Consider the following 15,706-nt stretch of genomic DNA (forward strand, 5'->3'; position numbering starts at 1 on the left):
AGTTAGTTTGTCTAGCATCTAAAAATAAAAATTGACGTTTCACGTTGTTTGTTTCGTTCAGTTTTCAAAGAACTACTCGGTCGCTCATTTGCGACTTCCTTATGTTAACATTTCTATTTTGTAATGTCAACTAAGTTTTTCATTTCGATTGCCGCTTTCGACGTTGTTGTCATCAGCGACTCGTATAATACTACACCTCTAAACTCCAATCGTCAATATGTTTTTCTAAAAAAATATAAAAAGACTTATTTCTTTTTAAAATAAGCCTTTTTATCATGTAGCACGCTATCGTTTATTATTTTTCTATAATAGGTAAAGAGACGATAAATCGAATAATACCCTCCTCATATTCAGCTCGAATACTACCACCTTGTAACTCAACAATACTTTTCGCAATCGCAAGCCCGAGTCCAGAACCTTCTGTTACTCTACTTCGAGATTGATCCTTCTTATAGAAACGTTCAAACAAATTCACTAACTCTTCTCTCGTAAACTCTTCACTATGATTCGCAATTACAATTTGTATATCCCTGCGCTGCCTTTGAAGAGAAACTTTTATCTCCCCATCATCTTTACTATACTTAATCGCATTCATTAGTAAATTATCAAATACACGAACCATCTTTTCCGAATCAATCGATGCATAAGCACGTTCCTCAGGAAACTTCTTAACAAACGTAAGTCCATGCTCTTCTGCCTGCGGCACTAACTCTTCTATTAATTGCTCGAGTAACTCATTTATACAAACCTCTTGTTTTTCTAATATAACTTGCTCATTTGTTAACTTCGTATACTCAAATAAATCTTCTATTAAATTCTTTAACTGCTCCGACTTTGCAAAAGCAATTCTCGTATACTCATCATGTTGTTCTTTATTTTCATATTTAGAATCTCTAAGTAATCGCAAGTAACCCATAATAGAAGTCAGCGGTGTACGTAAATCGTGAGATACATTCGTAATAAGCTCATTCTTCTGCTTCTCTAATTTACGTTCCTTTTCTATATTATTCATAAGCTCTTCCGCCATATTATTAATATTCTCAGTTAAAGACGCAATCTCATCTTCACCTTTCTTCTCAATGCGGTACGCTAAGTTTCCTTTTTCTATTTCCTTTACACCTTCTGCCATTGCTTCAATCTGCTTCATCTTTTTCTTTGTTATATAGAAGAAAGAGAAGATGAATACAAGGACACCAATTAAAAATGGGAATGGTCCTTCTTGCGTGTCATATATTACCTCTCCCTCTGGAATTCCGCTAACAAACATGTACAAATTCTTTCCTTCAATAGTAATAGGTGAAAAAGATATAAACTCTTTTCTTGTACTTTCAAATACATTTCTACCATCTGTATAATTAATCGCGAATGATGCTGCATTACGAATCGTATTATGCAAATCGATTTGCTCTTCTTGCGCTTGCTTTGTTTTATATAAAACTTTACCACTTTCATCAGTAACCAATATCTTCAAAGCTCTAGACCCTTGCTCTAAATTTTGGTTTTCCATTTCGATCATATTTGATATAGCTTCTAATTTATTTTCATGAACCGAACTATTTGCCGCTCCTTGAGCTTGGTGATTAATTTGTTCCATACCAGCCCGATAATCGATAGTTGCTTGACGATTCGCATTCTCAAAAAACGGCGCTGCTGCCTTTGCTGACAAAAGCCCTAATAAGGCACAAGCAGCAAAAGTAGTAATCAATTGAATCCTTATACTCTTTCGTACGCTCTTTACTAATTTCTCAATTAATTCTCTTATTTTCCTTATATAAGTAAACGGATTAAATATCTTTTTCAATCTTATACCCCACTCCCCATACTGTTTTTATATATCTAGGCTTCCTTGGATTCTCCTCAATCTTTTCACGTACTTTTCGAATATGCACCATTACAGTATTATCAGACTGGAAAGATCGTTCGTTCCACACCTTTTCATAAATTTGCTCCGCACTAAACACCATACCTGGATTTCTAGCTAGCAATTCTAAAATTGAAAATTCCCTCGGGGTTAGTTTCACTTCCTCTCCCTCTACAATAACTTTATGGGTCGAGATGTTTATTTTCATCTCTCCAATTTCTAGCTCGTCCTCATTTTGAATAGCAAAACCATTCATTTTCATATAACGGCGTAACTGAGATTTAATTCGTGCAATTAACTCTAATGGATTAAAGGGCTTCGTTACGTAATCATCTGCTCCTGTTGTTAATCCTAAAATCTTATCCATATCTTGCGTTTTCGCAGAAAGCATAATAATAGGCATCTCTTTCGATTCTCTTACTTTCATACACATATGAATACCATCTACTTTCGGCATCATAATATCTAATACGACTAGATGCACTTCATTTTCTTCCAGTAAACGTAGCCCTTCTTCTCCGTCCCCTGCTTGTAATACTTTATATCCTTCATTCTTTAAATAGATTGTAATTAAATTCCGAATTTCTTTTTCATCATCTACGACAAGTATTGTTTCGTGTGCCACAATATCTCCCCCATTACTTTTTTAATCCCTAACTTCTATTATAGGAAAACTTCTGAAGAAAAACGCTCGGAAATCCTTAAGTTTTTCTGAAGACGCAAAAAAGGTCTAGACTCCCCTTAAGTCTAGACCTTTGAAAAAACCCCTTTTATTTACGAACGTAGATGAAATATAGTACGAATAAAACTCCCATAACATACATAATCGGATGAACCTCTTTACGACGACCACTCACAACCATTGTAATTGGATAGAAGATAAATCCAATCGCAATCCCAGTTGCGATACTATACGTAAGTGGCATAGAGATAATTGTAAAGAATGCTGGCACTGCAATCTCGAATTTCTTCCAATCAATTTCCCCTAAAGAAGAAACCATCAAGATCCCTACAATAATTAAAGCTGGTGCCGTTACAGCTGGCGTTACAACACTTAGTAATGGCGAGAAGAATAGTGCCAGTAAGAAGAATCCTGCTGTTACAACTGCTGTAAATCCAGAACGTCCTCCCGCTGCTACCCCTGCAGACGATTCAATGTAAGACGTTGTTGTTGATGTACCCAAGATCGCACCAATTACAGTCGCAATCGCATCTGCAAATAACGCTTTTCCTGCACGTGGTAATTTATTGTTCTTCATTAATCCTGCTTGATTTGCAACCGCTACAAGCGTACCTGCTGTATCAAAGAAATCGATAAAGAAGAACGTTATAATAACAATCCCCATTTGAACTGTGAAAATATCTCCAAAGTGCGTTAACGCCACGCCGAACGTTGGTTCTAGACTCGGTATTGCTCCCACCACAGCTTTCGGAGTATCAATTAATCCTGTTGCTACTCCTAAGATCGCTGTAAGAATCATACCGTAAAATACTGCACCATTAACTTTCTTAATCATGAAGATAATTGTCGTAACAACCCCGAAGATTGCTAGTAACGTTGTGCCCTTTGTTAAGTCCCCCAACCCAACAAGAACAGCATCATTTTTCACGATAATTCCAGCATTTTGGAATCCAAGGAATGCAATGAACAATCCGATACCTGCTGCTACTGCAAACTTTAACTCCGATGGAATTGCATTAATGATTTTTTCACGAATACCTGAAGCAGTAAGAATAATAAAGATAATACCTGACATTAATGTTCCGGCAATGGCCGTTTGCCATGGAATACCCATCGTTAACACTGCTGTATAAGCAAAGAACGCGTTAATTCCCATACCTGGCGCTAAAGCAATTGGATACTTCGCGAAAATACCCATAATTAACGAACCGATTGCTGCCGCTAATGCCGTAGCAACGAATACTGCACCTGGATCCATCCCTGTACCTGCTGGTAACCCTTTAACATTTCCAAGCGACAGCGTAGCAGGATTGACAAACAGTACGTAAGCCATAGATAGAAATGTTGTTAACCCCGCTATGAACTCAGTCTTATAATTCGTACCGAGCTCATCAAATTGAAAATAGCGTTTCATCTTACGTTTCCCCCGTTATATGATTACTCGCCGCATTTCTCCTAGCCCTCTTTTATCCCGAGAAATAAAAAAGGCTTCCATTGCATATATACATGGAAGCGTTCTATAAACAAAGACAAGTTTCCCCTCATCTTTATACAAACGCCTCGTAGTCAAGCCATTTACGGTAGCTAGGTAGAAACTTTCGGGCCATATCCCCGATATTATACGACGGCATAATATTCACTTTTCGTTTGAATTACATACTCATATTAACTCGAGGTAGTGTTTTTGTCAATTTAAAAACGAACAATTTTATAAATTTTTATATTTTCGTTCGTATTAATAACAAAAACAAAAAGATCCATCTATTCATGAATGATAGATGGATCTTTTTTATTACAATACTATTCCCACTCAATAGTTGCTGGTGGCTTACTCGTTACATCATACACGATACGGTTAACGTGTTTTACTTCGTTTACGATACGTACAGAGATTTTCTCTAGTACGTCCCAAGGGATACGTGCCCAGTCAGCTGTCATACCATCGATCGATGTTACTGCACGGATACCTACTGTGTAATCATAAGTACGCTCGTCACCCATAACACCTACGCTACGCATACCAGGAAGCGCCGTGAAGTATTGCCAGATTTCGCGGTCTAATCCTGCTTTAATAATTTCTTCACGTAAAATCGCATCAGATTCACGAACGATTTCTAATTTCTCTTCTGTGATTTCACCTAATACACGAATACCAAGACCAGGACCTGGGAATGGTTGACGCCATACGATTTCATCAGGAATTCCTAGTTCAGATCCTAATACACGTACTTCATCTTTAAATAACGTATTTAAAGGCTCAATTAATTTGAACTGCATGTCTTCTGGAAGTCCACCAACGTTATGGTGAGATTTAATTGTTTGCGCAGTTGCTGTACCACTTTCAACGATATCTGTGTAAAGTGTACCTTGTGCTAAGAAGTCCATACCTTGTAATTTAGATGCTTCATCATCAAATACGTAAATGAATTCGTTACCGATGATTTTACGTTTTTGTTCTGGATCTTCTACACCTTTTAACTTATTCATGAAGCGTTCTTGTGCATCCACTTTAATAACGTTCATATGGAAGCCTTCGCTAAATGTTTTCATAACGCCTTCTGCTTCACCTTTACGAAGTAAACCGTGGTCAACGAAAATACATGTTAACTGATCGCCGATTGCTTTATGAATTAATACTGCTACAACAGAAGAGTCTACGCCGCCACTAAGTGCACATAGTACTTTTTTGTCTCCAACAGTTTCACGAATCTTTTCTAATTCTACTTCGATAAAGTTCTCCATGTTCCATCCTTCAGAACAACCACATACGCCGAATACGAAGTTTTTAATTAAATCGTTACCGTGCTCAGAGTGACGTACTTCTGGGTGGAATTGTACACCGTATAAGTTTTTCGCTTCATTGCTCATACCAGCAATTGGGCAAGACTCACTTGTTGCGTCTACTACGAATCCTTCAGGTAAACCAGTTACTAAGTCGCCATGGCTCATCCATACAACTTGCTCTTCTGGAAGGTTCGCATATAATTTTGATTCGTTCTCTACTTTAAGAACAGCTTTTCCGTACTCACGGTGGTTGGCACGCTCTACTTTACCACCGAAGTGTTGTGTCATAAGCTGCATACCGTAACAGATACCGAAGATCGGTAAACCTAGTTCGAAGATTTTTTCATCACAATGTAATGCACCTTCACCGTATACGCTATTTGGTCCACCAGAGAAAATAATCCCTTTTGGATTCATTGCTTTAATTTCTTCTGCAGTAATTGTATGTGGATGAAGTTCACTGTATACACCGAACTCACGAATTCGACGTGCTATTAACTGATTGTATTGACTTCCAAAATCTAAAACGATAATTGTATCGTGTTGCTTCTTCAAAATAATCACCCCAACGTTAGTTCTCGTATATAAATATTTTCACCAATTTGGCGAAAAGCATTACCAATATAATAAAAAAAGCCAGTCCTCCGCCTCTAGTCTCATAACAAAGAAAAGGCAGGGGTCTGGCTTTATAAAGAAAGATAGTCTCCGCTCTTTATAAATATAAGACACACTGCCTTCATAGTCAGGTTGTTTACGGTAACCCGGTAGAGACTCTCAAACCATATCATTGAGGATATATGAAGGATCGTTTTATATTATCTTCCTAGATTCTAACAATGAAGTATCAATATGGTCAAGAGAGAAAGCGACAAAATTCTACAGAAATTCATTTCCTTTTCTAAAAAACATAAAAAAACATCCATTTCTATATAGAAATGGATGTTTTTTAGGGCAAACGGAATTACATCATTCCGCCCATACCGCCCATGCCCATGCCGCCCATGTCAGGCATTGCTGGTGCATTTGGTTCTGGCTTGTCAGCTACTACAGCTTCAGTTGTTAAGAACATAGCTGCAACAGATGCTGCGTTTTGAAGTGCAGAACGAGTTACTTTAGCTGGATCTACGATACCAGACTCAAGCATGTTAACCCATTCGCCAGTAGCTGCGTTGAAACCAACGCCTACTTTTTCGCCTTTTAGACGCTCTACAACTACAGATCCTTCTAGACCAGCGTTGATTGCGATTTGACGAACTGGCTCTTCTAGTGCGCGAAGTACGATGTTGATACCTGTTGCTTCGTCGCCTTCAGCTACGATAGAAGCTACTTTCGTGTATACGTTCATAAGTGAAGTACCACCACCTGCAACGATACCTTCTTCTACTGCTGCACGAGTTGAGTTAAGTGCATCTTCAATGCGAAGTTTGCGCTCTTTTAACTCAGTTTCAGTTGCTGCACCGACTTTAATTACTGCTACGCCACCTGCAAGTTTCGCAAGACGCTCTTGTAATTTTTCACGATCGAATTCAGAAGTTGTTTCTTCTAATTGCGCACGAATTTGACCAATGCGAGCTGCGATTTGCTCTGTATTTCCAATACCTTCAACTACAGTTGTGTTTTCTTTTGTAACAACAACTTTACCAGCACGTCCTAAAGATTCAACTGTAGCAGATTTTAAGTCACGACCTAATTCTTCAGTGATTACTTCGCCACCAGTTAAGATTGCGATATCTTCTAGCATTGCTTTACGACGGTCACCAAATCCAGGAGCTTTAACAGCTACTACATTGAATGTACCACGAAGTTTGTTCACTACTAATGTAGCTAAAGCTTCGCCTTCTACATCTTCAGCAATGATAAGAAGTGGTTTACCTTGTTGTACCACTTGCTCTAATACTGGTAAGATTTCTTGAATGTTAGAAATCTTTTTGTCAGTAATTAAGATATATGGGTTATCAAGAACTGCTTCCATTTTGTCAGAATCAGTAATCATGTAAGGAGATGCATATCCACGATCAAATTGCATACCTTCTACTACGTCTAATTCTGTTGTGAATCCTTTAGACTCTTCTAAAGTAATAACGCCGTCGTTACCAACGCGCTCCATTGCTTCAGCGATTAATTGACCTACTTCTTCGTCAGCTGCAGAAATAGCAGCTACTTGTGCGATAGAAGATTTGCCTTCGATTGGTTTAGAAATCGTTTTTAATTCTTCAATTGCAGCAGTAACAGCTTTTTCGATACCTTTACGAAGACCCATTGGGTTAGCACCAGCTGTTACGTTTTTAAGACCTTCACGAATCATAGCTTGCGCTAATACAGTTGCAGTTGTTGTTCCGTCACCAGCTACATCGTTTGTTTTGCTAGCAACTTCTGCTACTAATTTCGCACCCATGTTTTCGAATGCATCTTCTAATTCGATTTCTTTTGCGATTGTTACACCATCATTTGTAATAAGTGGTGAACCAAATTTTTTCTCAAGTACAACGTTACGACCTTTTGGTCCAAGCGTTACTTTTACTGCGTTTGCAAGAGTGTCGACACCGCGAAGCATCGAACGACGTGCTTCTTCACTAAATTTAATATCTTTTGCCATAATAATTGACCCCCTTGGATTTTTTAAGATTTATATAATTAACCGATAACTGCTAAAATGTCACTTTCACGTAAAATCAAGTAGTCTGTACCTTCGTATTTCACTTCAGTACCTGCATATTTTGAGAAGATGATAAGATCACCTGCTGCTACCTCTAAAGCAACACGCTCACCATTTTCAAGCACTCGACCAGTACCTACTGCAACAACTTTACCCTCTTGTGGTTTTTCTTTTGCAGTATCTGGTAATACAATACCACTTGCTGTTTTTTCTTCTGCTTGAACAAGCTCAATTACAACGCGATCACCTAATGGCTTTAGCATGAACAATAACCTCCTCATTTTGTTATGTAAATTTTATTTATTAGCACTCAAGTCATCCGAGTGCTAACACACTTATAATAATAAATAATCTCAATTTCTTTTGCAAGTAAAAAAATCATAATTTTTTCGCAAATTACTATATAAACTTTCTATATAGAATACTGCCTTTACTATATGAATCGTTGTTTCCCCTACTCGTATGTTACAATATGAAAGACACCCTAAGTTGTTTTCGCTAAACGTACAACTTTTTCCTGTCTCCTACTTTAATTTCAAATACGGATTTACAAAAAAATCATAATTCGAATGAAAGTTTATATCGTAGATAACATATTTACATGTTATCCTACCTCATCTCATACACTAGAGTTAGAAAGGATGGTTAAACTATTTGAAGAAACAATACTGGTGGATTATCGTTACATACATTTTAATGCAGTTATCTGGAATTGTTGGATTACCACTTCTCCTAAAAACAGGACTCTATGATAATAGAGGATTTACCATGGAGGAAAAAGGACAAATCATAACGGGACACTGGGCGATTATTAGCTTCTTTGTTGCATTATGTATCGTTCTTTGGTTACTTAGAACAGACATTCGTGACAGGCATTTAGATGCAATGCGCTCTTCTGTTCCAGCTACTATTGGATGGATTTTCATCGGCTTCTTCTTGGCTTTCTTTTCACAAATAGTTGCCGGTATGATCGAGATGCAGCTGCTAGGAATTAAACAAGGTTCAGAAAATACAATGAAACTGATGGAAATTGCAAGAACGACACCTTGGTTCCTTATTGTCGTATCTATAATCGGACCTATCTTGGAAGAAATCGTATTTAGAAAAATTTTATTTGGTACACTTTATAAGAAGTTTAACTTCTTTATTGCAGCTATCATTAGTTCGCTTGTATTTGCAGCAATCCATTTTGATTTTACTCACTTATTGGTATACACTGCTATGGGGCTCGTATTCGCCTTCTTATATGTGAAGACGAAGCGTATTATCGTTCCGATTGCAGCTCATGTTGCGATGAATACATTAGTCGCTATTGGGCAAATTTTTATGAGCAATGAGCAAATTCAAGAAATGATTAAAGAAGCTGAAAAAATGCAAGGCTTTATCGGAGGATTTTTTGTATGAGAAACTCACCATTGTTCATGGCTGCACTATACTTCCTTCTTGGATGTATCTTTACACGCTTCGCCATTACGAACGTGACAGATACAATCTGGAATGTGTGGACAATACTATTTGCAGTTATGGCAACAATTGATTTTAATTTGGCACTTCGCCTTATATTAGTTAAATTCACAAAGAAGAAACAATAATAAAACGCAGAGGTCGCTTCCTCTGCGTTTTATTGTGGATAGTTTTTCAAAAAGTAAACTAATGTTTGTAACTCTACAGCTAAATCAATATGATGAATTCTAATATTCTCTGATACGTTTAATCGTGCTGGTGTGAAATTCAAAATACCATGCACGCTCGTTTCAGCTAATCTATCTGCTACAGCTTGTGCTACTGTAGCCGGTACTGTTAATATTGCCACTTGTATATCATTTGATAATCTCTCTTCTAATTCATCTAAATGGTATACAGGAATGCCCCCGATTTCTGTTCCAACTTTCTCTTCACTAACATCAAATGCCATTTCAATTTTTGTATTATTGTTTTTCGTGAAATTATAATGTAAGAAAGCGGTCCCTAAATTACCTACTCCAATAAGTGCTACACGCGTTATATCATCTTGATCAAGTGTTTCGCGGAAAAATGATAATAAATAATTTACGTTATATCCGTATCCCTTTTTCCCTAACGCTCCAAAATACGAAAAATCTCTTCGTATTGTTGCGGAATCTACTTTTACCGCTTCACTCAATTCGGCCGATGAAACACGCTGCTTACCAGAAAGAGATAAGTTTTGGATAAATCGATAGTATAGAGGCAATCTTTTAGCAGTGGCTTGTGGAATCTTTTGCTGATCCATATGACCTCTCCTCTCTTCCTATCTTTATTCATATACTTTAATCAAATACAGAAGTTTAGCACTCATTAAATTCCTTGTATAATAAAGAGAAGAAGTATTCTCTCTTATTTTAAACTATACACTATTTTTAGTATGATTGAGAAATATAAACATGGCAAAGTTAAGAAATTATTTGAGGTGAAAACATTGATTTTATTACAAGTAAATGGACTTTCGAAATTATACGGTGCAGAAACAATTCTTGCAAACATAAAATTGGAAGTACAAACAAAAGATCGTATCGCATTAGTTGGAAGGAATGGAGCTGGAAAATCTACATTATTAAAAATTATCGCTGGTGAATTATCACATGATGGTGGCGAAATTATAAAACCGAAAGATGTCTCAATCGGGTATTTAGCTCAAAATACCGGCCTAGAAACGTCTTTAACAATTTGGGATGAAATGCTAACCGTCTTTACCCACTTACAGCAAATGGAGACAAAACTTCGAAGGCTTGAGCAAGAAATGGGAAAAGAAGAAAACTTTTCAAACGAAGCTATATATGAAAGATTGTTAGCTGATTATGACCAATTGCAACTCAATTATAAAGATCAAGGTGGATATCAATATGAAGCGGATATTCGCTCCATTTTAAGCGGCCTTGGCTTCCCAGTTGAAACGCACCAGACGACGATTTCTACTTTAAGCGGTGGGCAAAAAACAAGATTAGCTCTCGGGAAATTATTATTAACAAAACCAGACTTACTTATTTTGGACGAGCCTACAAACCATTTAGACATCGAAACATTAACATGGCTTGAGCAATATTTACAAGGTTATCCTGGCGCAATATTAATCGTTTCACATGACCGTTATTTCTTAGACAAACTCGTTACACAAGTATATGAAATTTCGAATAAAGAAAGCAGACGATTTGTTGGTAACTACAGTAAATATTTAGACTTAAAATCAGCATTATATGAGCAAGAAATGAAACGTTACGAAAAACAACAAGATGAAATCGCAAAACTTGAGGACTTCGTTCAAAAGAATATAGCTCGCGCCTCTACAACGAAACGTGCTCAAAGTCGCCGTAAACAACTAGACAGAATGGAATTATTAACGAGACCATTAGGTGATTCTAAGTCAGCATCATTCCACTTCGATATTGAAAAGCAAAGTGGAAATGATGTTTTACAAGTAAAGGATGCAACCATTGGCTATGATGAGGACCCTATAATTGAAAACGTAACTATGCGCTTAACTCGCGGAGATAGTGTTGCTTTAGTTGGTCCAAACGGAATTGGGAAATCCACATTATTAAAATCTATTGTGAATAAGTTACCACTATTAAATGGCGATGTTTCTTTCGGATCAAATGTATCTGTTGGTTATTATGATCAAGAACAAGCAAACTTAACATCTTCTAAACGGGTTTTAAATGAACTATGGGATGAATATCCACTGCAACCTGAAAAAGAAATCCGTACTATACTCGGGAACTTTTTATTTACAGGAGATGATGTACTGAAACCAGTATCTTCCCTTAGTGGTGGACAAAAAGCTCGATTAGCTCTTGCGAAACTTATGATGCAAAAGTCAAATTTATTAATTCTGGATGAGCCTACGAACCACCTTGATTTAAATAGTAAAGAGATTTTAGAGAATGCTTTAATTGATTATCCAGGGACTCTTCTATTTGTCTCACATGACCGCTACTTTATTAACCGTGTAACAACGACTGTGGTTGAGTTATCAACAGAAGGTGCACAGGAATATTTAGGGGATTACGATTACTATGTGGAGAAGAAAAATGAAATGATTGAACGCGCAGCATTTGAACAACAAGAACAGCAAGAAAATCAGGCACCTGTTCAAAAAACTGTAGCTCAAGAAAAATTAAATTATCTCGAAGAAAAAGAGCGTAAACAATTAGAACGTCAACGCACTCGAAAAATTGAAGAACTAGAACAAAACATCGTAAACTTAGAAGAAGAAATTGCTACGTTAGAAGATCAACTTTGCTTACCAGAAATATATGCAGATTATGAAAAAGCGAGTGAAATTACAACTAAAAAACAAACGCTACAAGAACAACTTGAAACGTGTATGGCAGAGTGGGAAGAGCTACATGTATAAGAGTATTTAAATAAGGAAGATGTCTCATCAGTCATGATTTTTGACTATGTGACATCTTTTTTCTTTAAGTACATAAATAATTTTTTGAATATATCAATGGTAACTCGGAATATATCAACCATTTTTCAAATACATCTATCGTAACCCTATATATATAAACGATTCGACACGAAATATCGATTTACCGACAAGGATTGACAACATCAGCACCCTCTATAATAGAAGGATATTTCAAAATGTTTTTCAGGGATATCTTCTTACTTTTTATTTCCCAAAAAACAATATATTCAAAGGTCAGACTTCATCTAGTTTATCCACAAACTTATACACATATCCACCTTTATAAAATAGCTATCAAAACAACTTTTCCACATTACCCACAACTAACAAAAAAGATATCAACACTTTATATACACAACAAAACCCACATTATCAACAGATAATATGGGTTTTATCCACAAGCTGTGGTTAATTATGTGCATAACTATGCTTCAATATCTAATCCTGGATTCGCATTTAAGGCTAATGTTGCACGCTTGCCTTGTTCATACGCAATTGTCCCTGCCGCTGCAATCATTGCTGCATTATCTGTGCATAAAGATAGCGGTGGAATAATTAGTTCAATGTTTTCTTTTTGTGCAAATTCTTCTTCTAATCGCGCACGAAGTCCTTTATTAGCAGCTACTCCACCAGCAAGAAGTAATTGCTTTACATTATAAGCCTCTGCTGCACGAGCTGCTTTCGTTACAAGTACATCTATTACACTTTCTTGGAAACTTGCCGCTAAATCTTCTGGTTTAATTTCTATACCACGTTGTTTCGCGTTATGCACAGTGTTGATAACTGCTGATTTCAATCCACTAAAGCTAAAATCATATGAATTCGGTTCTAGCCATGCACGAGGCAAATCAATTGTTGGTTCTCCTTCATGTGCAAGACGATCAATATGAGGACCACCTGGATATGGCATAGATAACGTACGAGCTACTTTATCATATGCTTCTCCAGCTGCATCATCTCGCGTTTCACCAATTACTTCAAATGAACCATGTTCTTTCATATAAACAAGTTCTGTATGCCCACCAGATACAACAAGTGATAATAGCGGGAATTGAACTTCTTTTACTAAACGGTTCGCATAAATATGACCAGCAATATGATGAACACCGACTAGCGGAATATCATGTGCAAAAGCTACTGCCTTCGCTGCATTTACCCCAATTAGAAGTGCTCCTACTAAACCAGGCCCTTCTGTTACAGCAATTGCATCAATATCATCAAATGTGATGTTTGCTTCTTTTAAAGCTTCTTCTAACACAACTGTAATTTCTTCTACATGATGACGGGATGCAATCTCTGGTACAACCCCGCCAAAACGTTTATGACTTTCGATTTGTGATGCAACGACATTCGCAATAATTTCCGTTCCATTTTTAACAACCGCTACCGCTGTTTCATCACAGCTTGTTTCAATCCCAAATATAATCGTATTTTTTTCCATTATATATTCACCCACATTACAAGACCATCTTCCTGATTGTCTGCATAGTATCGTTTACGAATTCCACCATTTTGAAATCCATATTTTTTGTACAACTGCTTTGCTACTTCATTTGATACACGTACTTCAAGCGTCATTGTTTTTACCCCTAGTTCTTTCGCTTCTGAAATAACTGCTTTCAATAAGGCATCTCCTAATTTTTGACCTCGGTATTCTGGCAAAATAGCTATATTTGTTATATGTGATTCATCAATAATTATCCACAATCCACAATATCCGATTACACGACCATCTTTTTCTAACACAATATAATGTGCATGTTCATTCATCGTTAATTCACGGTGAAAGGCATCTGCAGTCCAAGGAGTTGAAAAAGACACTTCTTCAATAGCTACAATTTGAGCAATATCATCAAGTTCCATCTTTCTAAATATCATATCCATCTTCTGCAAGGCCCCTACTTGTTTTGACTTTCTAACCACTTTGTTTCAGCTTCAGCTAAACGAAGATAGCTCGGAACAAACGTATGCACATCTTGTTCTTCTTTTTGTAACCCTAAGAATGCTAGCTCACTTGGTCTTGGATTATTTTTAGTAAACGGAGCGAATACAGCTTGATCACCTAAATGTTCTATAATTATTTCTTTATGCAATTTAACATCATTACCAATAAATAAAACAGGCTGTCCTTTATCTTTTAACATTTGCAACCAGTCCACAATAAGAATAATTCGGTCTTCTTCTATTGAAGTTAACTGCTCTCCTTCATATGTATATAATCCAGTATAGATTTGCCCACGTCTTCCATCAAATAAAGGACAAATTAATCCATTAAAGTTAACACCGTTTGCAGCTACTACCTCTAAACTTGATACACCTACAATTGGTATTTGAAGTGACCAAGCTAATGTTTTTGCCGCTGTCACGCCTATGCGAACACCTGTATATGATCCAGGTCCAGCAGCTACTACGATTTTAGTTAATTCCTTCGGTTTTACACCACATTCTTTTAACAGTTGCTCTACAGCTGGCATAAGACGTACAGAATGGTTTTTCGTCAAATTTGTAATGATTTCCCCAATCACGTTTCCTTCCTCAATAAGGGATACACCCATTACGTAATTTGAAGTATCAATTGCTAGTACTTTCATCTTGTAATAGCTCCTCACATAATCTAATATAGCGATCTCCAATTGGCTCGAGTATAATTTTTCTTGTGTCATCTCCCGCATGGAATAAACTAATTTGTAACTTTTCATTCGGTAAATATGCTTCTATTAAATGAGCCCATTCCACTACCGTAATTCCTTCACCGTAGAAATACTCATCAAAGCCTAAGTCCTCTTCGCTTTCTGCTAAGCGATACACATCCATATGATATAGTGGTAATCTTCCTTTATATTCTTTAATAATATTAAAGGTAGGACTATTTACAACTCTTTTCACTCCAAGACCTTTTGCTAGCCCCTTTGTAAAAGTCGTCTTCCCAGCTCCAAGATCTCCTTCTAAAATAATTACATCTTGTGCCTCTACGAGTTCACCTAGTTTTTCTGATAACCTTTGTGTTTCCGCAGAAGATTTTGTTGTTACTTCATATTTGCTCACAGACTTCACCTACTTTACTCACAATGTTCTCTGCTCTTTATTATACAGGTTTTGAATATATAAAAAAGTCCTTAGGAGTTGTCCTAAGGATAGTTTGACTGTCTTTATTAGTTTTTTGTTAAAACAAATAAAAAAATACGAAACAATTTGTTTCGTTCTTTTCTTTATATAAAATGGCGGTCCCGACCGGGGTCGAACCGGCGATCTCCTGCGTGACAGGCAGGCATGTTAACCACTACACCACGG

General features: G+C 36.8%; 14 protein-coding genes and 2 riboswitches. Of the genes, 3 read left to right on the forward strand and 11 right to left on the reverse strand.

Going from position 1 to position 15,706, the window contains the following annotated elements; translation table 11 throughout:
• Positions 1-295 precede the first annotated feature (295 nt).
• The 6 genes from MRP26_RS30460 to groES form a co-directional block, all read right to left on the reverse strand.
• Complete coding sequence (locus MRP26_RS30460; protein ID WP_200458880.1) at positions 296-1,801, reverse strand: sensor histidine kinase; 1,506 nt, start codon at positions 1,799-1,801, stop codon at positions 296-298.
• Positions 1,785-2,486 (reverse strand): response regulator transcription factor, encoded by a 702-nt coding sequence (locus tag MRP26_RS30465; RefSeq protein ID WP_000929891.1) that lies wholly within the window; start codon positions 2,484-2,486, stop codon positions 1,785-1,787. Before MRP26_RS30465 ends, MRP26_RS30460 begins: the two co-directional genes overlap by 17 nt.
• Positions 2,487-2,631: 145 nt before the next feature.
• Complete coding sequence (locus MRP26_RS30470) at positions 2,632-3,957, reverse strand: NCS2 family permease (protein WP_000833096.1); 1,326 nt, start codon at positions 3,955-3,957, stop codon at positions 2,632-2,634.
• A 129-nt stretch (positions 3,958-4,086) separates the two neighbouring features.
• Positions 4,087-4,188, reverse strand: a riboswitch (purine riboswitch).
• A 155-nt stretch (positions 4,189-4,343) separates the two neighbouring features.
• Positions 4,344-5,882, reverse strand: coding sequence for a glutamine-hydrolyzing GMP synthase (gene guaA / locus MRP26_RS30475; RefSeq protein ID WP_000743908.1), 1,539 nt, complete (start codon positions 5,880-5,882; stop codon positions 4,344-4,346).
• A gap of 164 nt (positions 5,883-6,046) precedes the next feature.
• Positions 6,047-6,148, reverse strand: a riboswitch (purine riboswitch).
• Between the two features lie 140 nt (positions 6,149-6,288).
• A complete protein-coding gene (groL, locus tag MRP26_RS30480; RefSeq protein WP_001029992.1) occupies positions 6,289-7,923 on the reverse strand; it encodes a chaperonin GroEL in 1,635 nt (544 codons plus the stop codon).
• 38 nt (positions 7,924-7,961) lie between these two features.
• Entirely contained in the window at positions 7,962-8,246 is a 285-nt protein-coding gene (gene groES / locus MRP26_RS30485) for a co-chaperone GroES (RefSeq protein WP_000917311.1), read from the reverse strand.
• Between the two features lie 391 nt (positions 8,247-8,637).
• Between groES and MRP26_RS30490 the strand changes: the two genes are divergently transcribed.
• Both MRP26_RS30490 and MRP26_RS30495 read left to right on the forward strand, forming a co-directional pair.
• Positions 8,638-9,387 carry a CPBP family intramembrane glutamic endopeptidase gene (locus MRP26_RS30490; RefSeq protein ID WP_064531572.1) on the forward strand — a complete coding sequence of 250 codons (750 nt, stop codon included), beginning with the start codon at positions 8,638-8,640 and terminating at the stop codon, positions 9,385-9,387.
• The gene (locus tag MRP26_RS30495) at positions 9,384-9,575 is read left to right on the forward strand and encodes a YdiK family protein (RefSeq protein WP_001246204.1); all 192 of its coding nucleotides are present in this window, start codon (positions 9,384-9,386) and stop codon (positions 9,573-9,575) included. Before MRP26_RS30490 ends, MRP26_RS30495 begins: the two co-directional genes overlap by 4 nt.
• 29 nt (positions 9,576-9,604) lie before the next feature.
• Here MRP26_RS30495 and MRP26_RS30500 read toward each other — a convergent pair whose 3' ends face one another.
• Positions 9,605-10,234, reverse strand: a complete 630-nt coding sequence (locus MRP26_RS30500) for a redox-sensing transcriptional repressor Rex (protein WP_000372699.1) — start codon at positions 10,232-10,234, stop codon at positions 9,605-9,607.
• 186 nt (positions 10,235-10,420) lie between these two features.
• Here MRP26_RS30500 and MRP26_RS30505 point away from each other — a divergent pair, with 186 nt between their 5' ends.
• Positions 10,421-12,355, forward strand: a complete 1,935-nt coding sequence (locus MRP26_RS30505; protein WP_217989926.1) for an ABC-F family ATP-binding cassette domain-containing protein — start codon at positions 10,421-10,423, stop codon at positions 12,353-12,355.
• A gap of 484 nt (positions 12,356-12,839) precedes the next feature.
• Here MRP26_RS30505 and tsaD read toward each other — a convergent pair whose 3' ends face one another.
• The 4 genes from tsaD to tsaE are packed head-to-tail and all read right to left on the reverse strand — an operon-like array spanning position 12,840 to position 15,460.
• On the reverse strand, positions 12,840-13,856 hold the full coding sequence (gene tsaD / locus MRP26_RS30510; protein WP_242807492.1) for a tRNA (adenosine(37)-N6)-threonylcarbamoyltransferase complex transferase subunit TsaD: 1,017 nt from the start codon (positions 13,854-13,856) through the stop codon (positions 12,840-12,842).
• On the reverse strand, positions 13,856-14,299 hold the full coding sequence (gene rimI, locus MRP26_RS30515) for a ribosomal protein S18-alanine N-acetyltransferase (protein WP_000367207.1): 444 nt from the start codon (positions 14,297-14,299) through the stop codon (positions 13,856-13,858). Before rimI ends, tsaD begins: the two co-directional genes overlap by 1 nt.
• A gap of 14 nt (positions 14,300-14,313) precedes the next feature.
• Positions 14,314-15,006 (reverse strand): tRNA (adenosine(37)-N6)-threonylcarbamoyltransferase complex dimerization subunit type 1 TsaB, encoded by a 693-nt coding sequence (gene tsaB / locus MRP26_RS30520; protein WP_023520858.1) that lies wholly within the window; start codon positions 15,004-15,006, stop codon positions 14,314-14,316.
• Positions 14,987-15,460, reverse strand: a complete 474-nt coding sequence (tsaE, locus tag MRP26_RS30525; protein WP_000049640.1) for a tRNA (adenosine(37)-N6)-threonylcarbamoyltransferase complex ATPase subunit type 1 TsaE — start codon at positions 15,458-15,460, stop codon at positions 14,987-14,989. The genes tsaB and tsaE overlap by 20 nt, the downstream gene beginning before the upstream one ends.
• Positions 15,461-15,706: the final 246 nt, after the last annotated feature.

The organism is Bacillus sp. CCB-MMP212, assembly GCF_022748145.1.
Lineage (GTDB): Bacteria > Bacillota > Bacilli > Bacillales > Bacillaceae_G > Bacillus_A > Bacillus_A cereus.

What these genes read in the sequence shown, in the direction of transcription:
- MRP26_RS30470 (WP_000833096.1), bottom strand. Translation starts at nt 3,957, where the DNA reads ATGAAACGCTATTTTCAATTTGATGAGCTCGGTACGAATTATAAGACT.
- groL (WP_001029992.1), bottom strand. Translation starts at nt 7,923, where the DNA reads ATGGCAAAAGATATTAAATTTAGTGAAGAAGCACGTCGTTCGATGCTT.
- groES (WP_000917311.1), bottom strand. Translation starts at nt 8,246, where the DNA reads ATGCTAAAGCCATTAGGTGATCGCGTTGTAATTGAGCTTGTTCAAGCA.
- MRP26_RS30495 (WP_001246204.1), top strand. Translation starts at nt 9,384, where the DNA reads ATGAGAAACTCACCATTGTTCATGGCTGCACTATACTTCCTTCTTGGA.
- MRP26_RS30500 (WP_000372699.1), bottom strand. Translation starts at nt 10,234, where the DNA reads ATGGATCAGCAAAAGATTCCACAAGCCACTGCTAAAAGATTGCCTCTA.
- tsaD (WP_242807492.1), bottom strand. Translation starts at nt 13,856, where the DNA reads ATGGAAAAAAATACGATTATATTTGGGATTGAAACAAGCTGTGATGAA.
- rimI (WP_000367207.1), bottom strand. Translation starts at nt 14,299, where the DNA reads ATGGATATGATATTTAGAAAGATGGAACTTGATGATATTGCTCAAATT.
- tsaB (WP_023520858.1), bottom strand. Translation starts at nt 15,006, where the DNA reads ATGAAAGTACTAGCAATTGATACTTCAAATTACGTAATGGGTGTATCC.